Source organism: Acinetobacter sp. YH12128, from assembly GCF_013418655.1.
Classification (GTDB): Bacteria; Pseudomonadota; Gammaproteobacteria; order Pseudomonadales; family Moraxellaceae; genus Acinetobacter; species Acinetobacter amyesii.
The window spans coordinates 35,803-48,836 of sequence record NZ_VPBO01000003.1 but is presented as its reverse complement, the minus strand read 5'-3'; the positions used below and the strand labels follow the sequence as shown (position 1 = coordinate 48,836).

Sequence of the window (13,034 nt, the reverse complement as noted above, 5' to 3'; positions counted from 1 at the left end):
ATTTTTTTATTGTCGCGCCAATCGAATGGGGCGAGGCATCCATGTTAAATCCGATACACGACAAGGGTTGATATCCAATCCACCACGGCGTGTATAGGCAGCATATACCATCAGCTGACTTGGTTTTAAATGTTGCCAAATATCGGCAAACATTTGCTCCACACATTGTTCGTGGAAACCATTATGCTGACGGTAAGAAATAATATAAGCCAGAATACTACGATAACAAGGCTTAGTGCCTTTATACCGTATAAATACCGTTCCCCAATCAGGTTGACCCGTGACTGGACAGTTACTTCTTAATAAATGTGAATAAAGTTGAATTTCAACTTCATCTTGCGCTGCATCTTCATCTAACGAGAGTAAATCTGCATTTGGATGATTTTCTAACTGGGAGGGTTCTAAGTCATCAATACAGATGCCTTGTGGTTTTGAAATTTCAACATCATCAACATGAAAAAGATCAATAGTCACAGCAGCATTGGCTGCTGCCGATAAGTCTTTTTCAACGGTTGCTTTAAACGCTGCCTGAGAATCAAATTTGGTAAAGTTCATACTATTAAAGTAGAGCTTTAAAGATTTCGATTCGATCAGATTGTCTGTACTTGCAGGCAAAGTTAAACGGCCAATAGCGACTTGAGGCACACCTGAAGCATTTAACCAAGAAATTTCAAAAACATGCCACCAGTCTTTACCTTGGCGGATGCCTTCCACATGGGCATATTGTTCACGTGCAGTGGCACGTGCAATCGGAAACAGAATATCGGGTTGATATTCTGTTGGGTAGTTGGTGTCTTTACCTAAAAGGGATTGTTCTACACTCATTATTCACGCATTCCTGAACCACGAGAAAGTAAATGATACGCCACGCCATAAAGTACAACGCAACATGCAGTAATAACTGTCAGTGAAATGCCGACATTCACATCGCTATGGCCCAAAATACCGTAGCGGAAAGCATTGACCATATACACGACAGGGTTGATTAAAGAGAGATTTTGCCAAAAAGGACTCAGTGATGAGATGGCATAGAAAACACCGCCTAAATAAGTCAGCGGAGTCAGGACGAAAGTCGGGATAATCGAAATGTCGTCAAAAGATTTTGCATAAACAGCATTAATAAATCCGCCAAGAGAAAACAGCAGAGAAGTAATGAGAACTGTATATATAGTTACGAAGATATTGGTTAGGTGTAATTCAGTAAAAAATAGGCTCATCGCAGTGACAATAAAGCCCACTAAAACACCACGGCATACACCACCGATCACATAACCCCAAAGCACCATGTGTAATGGCACCGGGCTCATGATTAATTCTTCGATGCTTTTTTGAAATTTTGCACTAAAGAAACTTGATGCCACATTGGCATAGCTGTTGGTAATGACTGCCATCATAATTAAGCCGGGTACGATGAACTGCATGTAGCTAAAACCGCCCATTTGCCCAATGCGTGAACCGACTAAATTACCGAAAATCACAAAGTACAAACTCATGGTGATCGCCGGTGGGAGAAGGGTTTGCGGCCAAATACGCATGAAACGGCGAATTTCTTTATACACTAAGGTGTAGAGGGCAATACACAGTTGGTTAAAATTCATTGTGCTGCACCTTCAAGATTTTTTTCGACCATACGGACAAACAGTTCTTCTAGTCGGTTAGATTTATTACGCATACTACGAACCTGAATACCTTGAGATTCCATGAGTTGGAATAGATCATTTAAGGTATGGGCTTTATCCATAGTGACCTCTAAAGTGACGGGGTCAACTAAGTTGAAACGAACACCAATAATTTCAATATGGACCGGTTCAATGGGTTCGGCTAAATCGAAAATAAAGGTTTCTTCATTCAATTGACTGAGGAAACCTTTCATGCTGGTATCTTCTTTAATCACACCACGGTCAATAATTGCGATTCGACGGCACAACATTTCTGCTTCTTCTAAATAGTGTGTCGTTAAAATAATAGACGTGCCTTTTTCGTTCATTTCAGTGAGGAAATCCCACATCGAACGACGTAGCTCAATATCAACACCAGCAGTTGGCTCATCTAAAATCAGCAGTTTAGGTTCATGCATCATGGCACGAGCGATCATTAAACGACGTTTCATACCGCCCGATAGCATACGTGCTTGGGTACTGCGTTTCTCCCAAAGGCCAAGTTTTTCTAAATATTCCTCGGCACGTTTCTCTGCAATCTTTTTGGGAATACCGTAATAGCCAGCTTGAGTCACTAAAATATCAAATGTTTTTTCAAATTGACCAAAGTTAAATTCTTGAGGGACAACACCCAAACACTGCTTTGCATGTGAGGGATGGGTATCTAAATTATGACCAAAGATTTCAACAGAACCAGAAGTTTTACGGGTAAGTGAACTGATAATACTAATCGTGGTAGATTTTCCTGCACCATTGGGACCTAAAAGTGCATAAAACTCACCTTTGGGTACTGTTAAATCAATACCTTTAAGCGCCTGAAACCCATTTTTATAGGTTTTTGACAGCTGCTTTAACGTTAGTGCATCAGTCATAAATAATTCACTCTATAAATAGTGTGAGTATTGTGCGATATCGGGGCAAATAAACCAAGTAAATCGTATGGAATTCTGCATTTTAAAAATAGAACGTTGTATAAAGCTTAAGCAGAAAAAAGCCTAACATCTATATAGTTGCTTTACCTTACAGTTTTTTTTGTTATGATGTGCGCAATCCAAAATAAGCGCTCATAGCTCAACTGGATAGAGTACAGGTCTCCGAAGCCTGTGGCGTGGGTTCGAGTCCCGCTGAGCGCACCATTTCCTTGTTTGATCATATCCGAATTAATCCTAATATTATTAAAAATTAATAACTTATATCTACTTATTGTCCGATAATGTCCGAGGGCGTTTTAGGATACCGTAATCTTTTACGGTATTTTTTACGGTACATTCCATTTCTGACAAAAATATACCGTAAAAATGCCTAAATTAGTTATCAGTCTGACTGACTCAAAAATTAAGTCTGCAATATCAATGCAAAAGAAATCATTTGAAAAGAATATTAAGCTTTCAGATGGTGGTGGCCTTTATTTATTGTTAGATAGAAAAGGTGGGGCATATTGGCGTTTTGATTATATTCGCCCAATCTCTAAGAAAAGAGCCACTATAGCTATCGGTATTTATCCAAGTTGTACATTGGCCAGAGCTCGTGCAAAACGAAGTGAGTTTAGAGAACTGCTTGCGCAGAATATTGACCCAGCAATTCAAAAGCAAGATAAACAGTCCCAATGTCGAAATAATAGTTTTAGATCAGTAGCAGATGAATACCGTAAGACTGAAGAGCTGGAATCAAGTACACAACGTCGGAATCAGTTTATCTGGGATAAGCTTTATGTTGCTATTGGTGAGTTCCCCATTGATTCGATAACAGCCACTCAAATTTTGGAAGTATGCCGTCTTTATGAAAGACAAGGTAAGACTGACTCAGCAAAGCGAATGAGAAGTAAAGCATCTCAGGTGTTTCGGTATGCGATTGCTTTGGGTTTATGTCAATTTAATGTTGCTGACCAAATTAGCGGTATTTTGAAGGTGGGTAAAACTAAGCATCGAGCGGCTATTACTGATGAGCAAAAGCTAGGACAACTATTAAAGAATATTAATACACATGCAGGTCGTGGGGATATTGCTATTGATTATGCAGTCAAAATCTTACCCCATGTATTTGTGCGTCCTGGAGAATTACGTGCAGCAAAATGGGCAGATATCGATTTTAAAAATAGAACATGGAGTTATACACCGCCTAAGACCAAAAATCAGACAGCCCTACAACATATTGTTCCTTTGTCTGATCAAGTCTTGAAGCTGTTCCAAGAATTGTATTGCATTACTGGATATACCGAATATTGTTTTGTGTCTATGCGAGATAAAACGAAAACCATCAGTGAATCAACTATTAATAAACGATTGAAACAATATGGTTTTGAAAATGGTGAGACAACAGGGCATGGCTTTAGAGCTACGGCAAGAACTTTATTAGATGAAGTTCTAAAATTTCCTATTGAACGTATAGAACAACAACTTGCACATCAGGTTCGCGATATGCATGGTCGAGCGTACAACCGTACTAAGTATTTGGAGGAGCGTTCAGTGATGATGCAAGCATGGTCTGATTATTTGGATCAATTAACGCATAAAAATGTAGAGTAATTAATTTAATAAATATTAGTAAGTTATAGTTTCAGTTAAGTTGACGCCACCTCTACCAAAATTCTTTCCGAAGTAATCCATCGGAATCTAAAAAAGCCTCTAAACGTTGAGTTTAAAGGCTTTTTTTTATGCCTGTTTATCCGATATTGTCTGATCTCATTTGACCCCATATTAGCTCTTTGTGGGTGAATGTTGGGAAAATTTACCCAGAAATTAATACATCAATTATGGGTAATCGACATGCCACTTACAGATACTGAATGCAGAAAAGCACAGCCGAAAGACAAACAATATCGTCTTTCAGATTCTCATGGTTTATCTCTCATCATTACCACCAAAGGTCAAAAATATTGGAATGTACGCGTCACTGTCCATGGTGAGCGTAAGTCTGAATCGCTTGGCCCATATCCAGATTTAAGTTTAAAAAAAGGCAAGGGAACTTGCATACGAGCTTGAGCATCGATACTCACGTTCAGTATTGCATGAAGACTTAAAGCCATATTTCAAAGAAGTTGCAGAAGATTGGTTCAATAATCAAAAAGAAACCTGGTCATCCAAACATATCAGTAATGTACGAGCTTCATTGGATGAGCTTTATATTGCTCTTGCTAATAAGGGTATTAATCATATTCAGGCACCTGAGATTCTGCAGATCATTAAAAAGATTAAAGCTAGAGGCTCGCTTGAAATTGCAAAACGTACCTTATCTCGTTGCGACATGGTCATGAAGTACGCCATTGCGCATGGCTATCGTTATGATAATCCGGCAGGTGATCTGGTTTATGCTCTCAAGAACAAAAGAGTCAAGAACCTGGCTTCGCTTTCTGCCTCTGAGATGCCTGAATTTCTTAGACGTATTAAGGCTTATCCTGCCGATGCTCAAACACATCATGCCATTGTCCTGATTATGCTGACAGGCGTTCGGGTCAGTGAGTTACTACAAGCACGCTGGGAAGAATTTGATCTGGAGGGGCGTAAGTGGGATATCCCTGAAGAGCGGATGAAGAACCGACTTTCACATCGTGTGCCGTTGACGGACATGATGATTGCCGAGCTTCAGGCTTTGAGACTTACCCATAATCAGGAACTGCTATTTCCCCATCGTTTAAATAACAAAGAGCCTATGCGTAGCGAGTCTATTTTGGCTGTGATCAAGCGTTCGGGCTATGCAGGTCGGATGACCACACATGGTTTTAGATCGCTATTTAGTACAGTCGTAAACGAATCGAATCTGTTTAATCCAGATGCCATTGAACGCCAGCTTGCTCATGTGCCTCAAAATAGAATTCGTTCGGCATATAACCGAGCGCAATATTGGGATGAGCGGGTGAGATTGATGCAGTGGTATGGGGAGCAGGTAGAAGGATGGATGGCTCAGTAAAGAGCCCTCCCTTCATCATCACACATTTCAAGTAAATACGATTCATTAATTAAGTCTTCAAGTATTTCGCTCTCACTCTTGTTTTTAAAGAGCGCAAGTTTTTTTAGATTTCTTTTCGCTTGTTTTGTGAGAGGTAAGTGGTGTTTTGTCTTGGTTTTACCCGCATCTCTAAATTTTTTTTGGCTCCAGGATTGCGACATTCTTTGAATAAATTGGTGTTTTTCACTTTCGGTAATAAAATTATGACAGTCCAATGAAGTGGTTATTAAGGTAAAATACTCATAATTATGATTATTTTCTGATGTAAAAAATCTCATTAGCTTATATTTGGAGTGTAAATATTTTACTGCCCATTTCATTTGTTCCTTATCTTTCAAATTAAGCCATTTTAGCTGGGATTCTCGAGTTCTACAGATTTCATATTGTTTTAAAAAATTAGAGATTACTCTAATTTTTTCATCTTGAGGATAGGAGTTAATATCTACTACATAAACCAGATAATTATAAAGCGACTTTGTCATCGGCAAACTAGAAGGCGGAAGAAGTAGCTTATTCAACAAAAATAAAATTTTTCTAAAATCATTTTTTTCAATCATGTCAAAATTAGATTGATTGATAAGATAAGAATTTAGAATGTTGCAGATAGTCTCATGAGAAATCGAACGTGATATACAGTAGCTTTTAATTAATTCAATCTTACGACTTTTATTCGTATTACAAATAAGTTCATATTCATTAAAAATCTTAAAGTGATCCAATAAAAAATCACATTCTCTGTCTAATAATTTTTTCATTAAATCATCAATATTATTGATAATCACTCCATTTTTAATAATCAATTTAGATATCTCTATAAAATTATTGTTGTATTTAAAAGATATTTTTAAAATTATTCAAGTGATATTTTCGTGATATTTTCGTGATAATTTTATTTTAAAGATTTGGTTATAGTAATATAAAACAATGATTTGAGTTTAAGTTGTTGCTATTTTTAGGGTTTTTTAAACTTTAATTTAAAAGTTGGTGTTATACTTATCATAAATAAAAATTACTTAATTTTAGATTAACGAATTAAAATTTAAGTTAAAAGCCTCTCCAAACCGCCTCAAGTTGTTTTCTACTCTTAAATAAATTAATTTCTGAAATGTTAAATGAATGCATGCTATACAGGACTGGAGTCATCAACTAATGCTTTAAGCTGTTGCTGTTGTAACAGCAGGTAATCCATGCAGATGAAACGCTGGTCACCATCATGCAGATGGTGGATGATGAGAAAAGCCCACAAAAGTTATGTCTGGGTCTATGCCGGCACACAGTACAATCCAGTTTTATGTGGTGATCTATGACTTTCAAGATAGCCGTTCTGGCCAGCATGCTGAAGAGTTCCTAAATGGCTGGCAGGGTCATCTGGTCTGTGATGATTCCAATGGTTATAAAGCACGCTTTAAATCAGGCCAGGTCATTGAGGTGGGCTGCATGGTGCATTCACGTCTTAAATTTCATGAACTACATGTGACTAGGAAAAGGCAGATTGAGGCACAGATATTACGACTGATTCAGAAACTGTATGCGATATGAAGTAGAATTAATAAAAAAGACCAACGCTACAGGGTAACCGCCGAAAATACTGGCAACAGTACAGGCAACCGATCATGCAACAACTATATGAATGACTCAACCAACATCATCTGACGGTGCCACCGAATTCGGCCACTGCTAGGGTAATCAATTACAGCCTAAACCATCGGTAAGCTTTAAGTCGCTATCTGGATGATGGCAATCTACCGCATGATATGAAGCATTGCTTCTCAATGGTTGGAAGTTTGATTTGACCTTCTTGCGCTGCTTTAACCGCAGCTCCTGGGACGTAAGAACTGACTATTTGCAGGTTCGCTGCGCAGTGGTCAACGAGCTGCCAATATCATGACTTTAATCCAATCAGCAAAGCTGAATGGCTTGCACCCGTATGCCTGTTTAAGTGATGTACTGAAAAGGCTGCCAACACATAAAGTGACCCAAATAGAATTACTGCCACACCGCTGGAAATCTGACCAAAATTAAAAATAGGCATGTGGTTCTGCGGACGCTTACGCTAACCACACGCTTGTCTTAAAAAGTTAACTTTAGCTTCAAAAAAATTATGAATGATAAGGGTGGGCTGGGTTGCCTTTCTTATGATCGTTGGCCACTCCGTGTTCTTAAGCTATTCTCTTAATGGGTTTTTATAATTATATTTAATATTTATTTAATATATCTAATAAGAATTTAAAAATATCTAATCTATTTATTTCCTTACATAGAGCTTTACCATTGAACTGGTCACACTGCTTATGGCTAGTAGTGATAGATAAGAAGCTCATAAAAAAATACATAGCATGCTTAGGTATGATTAATAACCTAAGCGTGATGAGCATGTTTGATACTTCACTATTTTACAATGAGTCCTATGTGATGACTCAAATTGATCTTTTTATAAGAAAAATCCCTTATCAAGGGATTTTGTCAAAAGAGTTCAGGAAAACTCTATCTGAATTAATTGTACCCTTTAAATTTCATCATAAGCCAGGACTATCTTATTGCCTATCTATTCGAATATTTTCTGATATAGTTGCTTTAATTGATAGGAGGTTAGAAGCAGATGGGTTTGGTATAAATTATAATATAATTATATACTTAGATGATAATTTAACTAAAGCTCTTATTGGGATTATAAAGGACCAAGGATCTGCGCTGAAGGCAGATACAGAAAAGTTAAAAAGACAGGAAGTCTTGAACCGTGAGTCTTTAAAAGAATATGTAAATCAACTCACACAGCATTATGCAAAATTACTTTTTGTGAGAGTTGATCTTTATTTTGATGAGGAGGGAGCAATAGACGTATCAATGGTTGAATATGCTCAATATATGAAAACCTTGAGAAATAGAATATCCAATAAGGATGGTTGTTTTTCTGATTTACAGGGATATGCCTGGGCAGTAGAGCAAGGCGAGCAGCGAGGATACCACAGCCATTTACTACTGATCTACGATGGTCACAAGCATCAAAATGACTGCTACTTAGGTTTAGAAGTGGGTAAGTATTGGCAGAAGCTTCTCAATGGAAAAGGGACTTTTTTTACATCCAACTATCCGGATTATAAAGCCAAATTTAGAGATCTTGGTTCTTTGGGAGTGGGAATGATTTATCGTAATAATGCCAGTGAAGTAGCTAATGCAATCAATGCGGCAATGTATCTCGTGAATCCTGAGAAAACCAATCAATTTTTAAAAGTCAAATTACCTAAAATGAAAACATTTGGGACAGGTCAATTTAATGTTGGCTGGAGAAGAGGAATCTAAAGCTAAATTATTTCAAATATATAACATCACTATGAATGTCATGGCTCTTTTACTTTGAGCTATTAAATCAATGAATTTTAAGCCTGTTTTCAAAAGCAGGCTTTTTCGTTATTTGGAGCTATATATTATGAAACAATGCCCATCTTGTAATTCTAGTCAGATCAGCTTGATTGGGATCAAGTCACGAGTGCCAGCAGTATCAGATGTTTCAACTTTACTGACTTCTCCTACCACAATGTCAGCATTAGGGGTAAACCTAATTCGTTCAACCAATCTACCCCCAGTTATTGGGGCAATTGCAGGGATCGTTATTAGTGGGATGTTTATGGTGTTAATGAATGATGAAACTAATCAACCTATGTACTATTGCCATTCATGTAAAAACCATTTTGATGCCAATTTACGTCAATCCCCTCAAGTCTATAACGGATATTAAAAGGAGACTAACTATGGCACATCAACTTGAACAAATGGCTTATGTCGGTGATACCCCTTGGCATGGCTTAGGTAATCAACTCACTCAAAATCAGCCGATTGAAATCTGGGCCCAGCAAGCAGGTATGGATTGGCGCATCGAATCCTCGAATGTCAGTTACATGGCACAGAATGAACGTGGGCAAAGCATCATCATGCCGTATGAAGAACAGCGGGTACTGTATCGTTCCGATACTCATGCCCCCTTGTCAGTGGTCAGTCAGCGTTATCAAGAAGTTCAGCCGATGGAGATTCTGGAGTTCTACCGGGATCTGACTGAGCAATCTGGCTTTGAGCTGGAAACCGCTGGTGTACTGAAAGGAGGTAAGAAATTTTGGGCTTTGGCACGAACTGGACAGAGCACAGCACTCAAGGGCAAGGATGTCAGTAATGGTTATATCTTATTGGCAACTGCCTGTGACGGTACACTTGCCACCACAGCACAGTTCACCAATATCCGTGTGGTGTGTAATAACACCTTAGCGATAGCCTTACGTGGACAAAGTAGCAATGCTGGTGTGGTGAAAGTGCCACACAGTACTAAGTTCGATGCGGACAAAGTCAAACAACAATTGGGCATCTCAGTTCGTGCATGGGATGAACACATGTATGAGATGAAGCAGCTGAGTCAGCGTAAAGTCACCCAAGGCGAAGCTGTTGCTTATTTTGATGCGGTTTTTAACAATACCAACATGAGTGTTATCGACCAGGAGGAGAACATCATTCAGTTCTATCGCAATATCGCTACTCCAAATCCAGCCAAAGAAAAGTCTGAACCGAATGGACGTGCCATGAATAAGGTCATGGATATGTTCAATGGTCAGGGGCGTGGTGCAGAACTCAGCTCAGCCAAAGATACTGCCTATGGTTTGCTGTGTTCAATCACCGAGTTTGCTGACCATGAACGTCGTGCTATGAGTACCGATCACCGTCTGGACTCTGCCTGGTTTGGTGCAGGTGCTGCGCTAAAGCAGCGTGGACTAGAACAGGCGCTTCGCTTAGTGGTTTAAGTTTCATTTAAGCCAGTGCTATTACAATAATGGTTAAGGGGCATGCAGATGATCCTTCTCCAGTGAAAACCCCCTTTTGCCACATCTCCAGATGTGGCTTTTTTTATGCCGAAAATTTTACAGACCTCACTATTTATAAGGATCAGAGCATGAATCAGATTGCACCGATAAATACCTCTCAACTCCCTCATTTTCCAATTACGAATGAGATGAATGAATCAAATACCGTAGCTAAACGAACAGCGACAGCCAAACGTTTAGCCAACACTAAAAATATGGATTACCAAGAATGGCTAGAAGTGCGTAAGCAAGGCATTGGCAGTAGTGATGCCGCAACCGCATGTGGATTGAATCCCTACATGTCAATGCTGGAACTGTGGATGATTAAAACTGGTCGAACTCAGCAGAACGTTGATGATGACAGCTCAGGCGTTGCACCGTTGTACTGGGGTAAACAGCTAGAGCCACTGGTAGCGGAATACTACAGCCTGCGTACCAATAATAAAGTGAGACGAGTCAATGCCGTGCTTCAGCATCCTGATCCTGATAAACACTTCATGTTAGCCAATCTGGATTACACGGTGGTCGGTAGTGAGGACGTTCAGATCCTGGAATGCAAAACCGCAGGTGAGCATGGAGCAAAATTGTGGCGAGATGGTGTGCCTTTATACGTGCTGTGTCAGGTGCAACACCAACTTGCGGTAACAGGCAAACAGGCTGCACATGTCTGTGTTCTGATCTGTGGGCATGAAACCAAAATCTTCAAAGTGACACGGTCTGAATCAGTGATTCAACACATCATTCAGGCAGAGCGTTATTTCTGGGAATGTGTAGAAACGGATACTCCGCCATCAGTCGATGCCAGTGAATCCGCAGCCAAAGCCATTCTTCAACTCTATCCAGCGCATGTACCCTTGACTGTTGAAGATCTCTCGCAAAATGAAAATGCCAATTTGATGTTCGATCAGCTCATCAAAATGAAAGAAGAGATTCAGCATAAGCAGGAACGCTTTGACCAGCTGAAGCATCACATCCAAATGCTGATGAAAGATGCTGAACGAGCCACCTTTGCTCATGGTTCTGTGGTGTGGAAGAAAGCCAAGGACTCCATCAGTCTGAATACCAAGGCATTGCTTCAGCACCAGCCTGAACTCATTGAGCTTTATCCACTTCAGAAGCAAGGCGGTCGTCGATTCAACATCTATACCGACTAGCCTGTTTCAGCCCATTCAAATAGCGAGGCGCAAAAACCGCTCCCCGCCCTCCATTCGCTAGGAATAGAGTGTTAAACGGTCGCGGCTTTTGTAGCGAGCTATATAGATATTTCTTGAATCAGGTGATCTACATAAAGCTGGATGATCTGTAAAAAATTAAATTGAGGAAAATAAAATGATTAAAGGTTTAGCGATTACACCGCCTACGCTGGGGCGTATCAGTATTGGTCGGGTAGTAGAAAAGAATGGCAAACGCCTACCTGAAAAGGATGATCAGTTCACCATTACTTCCCAGATTCAAAGCAAAGAAGGATGGGTGAAACATCCACTGGATGAACAGCTTCGAGCCAGTACGCCGAATCAAAAGCTACGCACAATCCCCGTCAGAATGATCTTTAATGATCCAGATTTAAACCTACGTGCAGAATATAGCTTGTTTGATCGACAGACTGGCCGTCCAGTATGTGTCGGCAACGGTGAAACATGCCAGCGTTTAACCAATCAAGGGGTCGAGCAACATCAATGTCCTTCGCCTGATCTTTGTCCATTGGCCCAAGGCGGCAACTGCAAGCCCTACGGTCGCCTGCATGTGAATTTGGATGACTCGGATGAGTTTGGTACCTTTATCTTTAGAACCACAGGCTTTAACAGTATTCGGACTTTGGCTGCACGACTGAGTTATTACCATGCAGCTTCAGGAGGCTTACTATCGTGCCTACCATTGCAACTGACTTTAAGAGGGAAAAGCACCACACAAAGCTATCGTCAGCCGGTGTATTACGTGGATCTGACTTTACGGGAGGGCATTAGTCTAAATGATGCCATTACTCAAGCCAAACAAATTGATGAACAGAGCAAGCAGACAGGGTTTTATCAAGAGGCGGTAGACCATATCGCCAGACGAGGTTTTGCCAATGCACGGTTTGAGACAGATATGGAGGAAGGTTTAGACGTACTGGAGGAATACTACCCTGAACAAGAACAGAACCGGACTGTGGAGCAACAGACTTCACCTGACGGATTTGTACAGGATATTCAGCAGGGGCTGCAGCAGAGTGTAAGAGCTGTGAATTAAGCGAGAGGAGAGAAGATATCTAACGTTAAATTTTACAGACCAGCTCTATTATTTGAGCGAATAGCCGCTCGCATCAATGATTAGGAGCTAGCCTCATGAATGCGTTTATCGGTCAAACATTTCAAATGAATCAACTCATCAGTATTAAGCAGGTCGTAGAATTTGTCGGTGTGGGGCGTTCTACCATCTACGAGATGATGGATGAAAACTCACCTTATTACGATCCAACTTTTCCAAAGAAAGTTAAAATTACTCAAAATCGTATCGGCTGGTCAGCTTATGAGATCCATCAATGGATTGAAAGTAAGTTGGCGAGTCGAGAATAAGGGATGCTCTTAGCTCCCTTATTTTTTTGTTT

General features: G+C 39.9%; 11 protein-coding genes, 1 tRNA gene and 2 pseudogenes. 10 read left to right on the top strand and 4 right to left on the bottom strand.

Going from position 1 to position 13,034, the window contains the following annotated elements; all coding sequences use genetic code 11:
- Positions 1–6: 6 nt before the first annotated feature.
- From queF to FTU64_RS03315, 3 genes are read right to left on the bottom strand one after another with little or no spacing between them, the layout of a single operon-like run.
- Positions 7–825 (bottom strand): NADPH-dependent 7-cyano-7-deazaguanine reductase QueF, encoded by an 819-nt coding sequence (gene queF, locus FTU64_RS03325; RefSeq protein WP_180054993.1) that lies wholly within the window; start codon positions 823–825, stop codon positions 7–9.
- The gene (locus FTU64_RS03320) at positions 825–1,598 is read right to left on the bottom strand and encodes an ABC transporter permease (RefSeq protein ID WP_180054995.1); all 774 of its coding nucleotides are present in this window, start codon (positions 1,596–1,598) and stop codon (positions 825–827) included. Before FTU64_RS03320 ends, queF begins: the two co-directional genes overlap by 1 nt.
- Complete coding sequence (locus FTU64_RS03315) at positions 1,595–2,530, bottom strand: ABC transporter ATP-binding protein (protein WP_180054998.1); 936 nt, start codon at positions 2,528–2,530, stop codon at positions 1,595–1,597. The genes FTU64_RS03320 and FTU64_RS03315 overlap by 4 nt, the downstream gene beginning before the upstream one ends.
- A gap of 188 nt (positions 2,531–2,718) precedes the next feature.
- Here FTU64_RS03315 and FTU64_RS03310 point away from each other — a divergent pair.
- From FTU64_RS03310 to FTU64_RS03300, 3 genes and pseudogenes are all read left to right on the top strand, one after another.
- Positions 2,719–2,794: transfer RNA gene (locus tag FTU64_RS03310), tRNA-Arg, on the top strand.
- Positions 2,795–2,956: 162 nt separating this feature from the next.
- Entirely contained in the window at positions 2,957–4,183 is a 1,227-nt protein-coding gene (locus tag FTU64_RS03305) for an integrase arm-type DNA-binding domain-containing protein (RefSeq protein WP_120401118.1), read from the top strand.
- 240 nt (positions 4,184–4,423) lie between these two features.
- A pseudogene (locus tag FTU64_RS03300) lies at positions 4,424–5,564 on the top strand (tyrosine-type recombinase/integrase).
- Here FTU64_RS03300 and FTU64_RS03295 read toward each other — a convergent pair.
- Positions 5,558–6,358 (bottom strand): hypothetical protein, encoded by an 801-nt coding sequence (locus tag FTU64_RS03295; protein ID WP_180059222.1) that lies wholly within the window; start codon positions 6,356–6,358, stop codon positions 5,558–5,560. The pseudogene FTU64_RS03300 and the gene FTU64_RS03295 sit on opposite strands and share 7 nt — an antisense overlap.
- A 419-nt stretch (positions 6,359–6,777) precedes the next feature.
- Here FTU64_RS03295 and FTU64_RS03290 point away from each other — a divergent pair.
- From FTU64_RS03290 to FTU64_RS03260, 7 genes and pseudogenes are all read left to right on the top strand, one after another.
- Positions 6,778–7,625: pseudogene (locus FTU64_RS03290) on the top strand (IS66 family transposase); the annotation flags it as partial.
- Positions 7,626–8,015: 390 nt separating this feature from the next.
- The gene (locus tag FTU64_RS03285; RefSeq protein WP_180059221.1) at positions 8,016–8,903 is read left to right on the top strand and encodes an inovirus-type Gp2 protein; all 888 of its coding nucleotides are present in this window, start codon (positions 8,016–8,018) and stop codon (positions 8,901–8,903) included.
- A gap of 127 nt (positions 8,904–9,030) precedes the next feature.
- Positions 9,031–9,339: a hypothetical protein gene (locus FTU64_RS03280; protein WP_125276360.1), complete on the top strand. Its 309-nt coding sequence runs from the start codon at positions 9,031–9,033 to the stop codon at positions 9,337–9,339.
- 13 nt (positions 9,340–9,352) lie between these two features.
- Positions 9,353–10,387 (top strand): DUF932 domain-containing protein, encoded by a 1,035-nt coding sequence (locus tag FTU64_RS03275; RefSeq protein WP_180059220.1) that lies wholly within the window; start codon positions 9,353–9,355, stop codon positions 10,385–10,387.
- Between the two features lie 149 nt (positions 10,388–10,536).
- Entirely contained in the window at positions 10,537–11,601 is a 1,065-nt protein-coding gene (locus tag FTU64_RS03270; protein WP_180059219.1) for a YqaJ viral recombinase family protein, read from the top strand.
- Between the two features lie 175 nt (positions 11,602–11,776).
- Positions 11,777–12,676: a hydrolase or metal-binding protein gene (locus FTU64_RS03265; protein ID WP_180059218.1), complete on the top strand. Its 900-nt coding sequence runs from the start codon at positions 11,777–11,779 to the stop codon at positions 12,674–12,676.
- 95 nt (positions 12,677–12,771) lie between these two features.
- Complete coding sequence (locus FTU64_RS03260; protein WP_045796130.1) at positions 12,772–13,002, top strand: AlpA family transcriptional regulator; 231 nt, start codon at positions 12,772–12,774, stop codon at positions 13,000–13,002.
- Positions 13,003–13,034 lie beyond the last annotated feature (32 nt).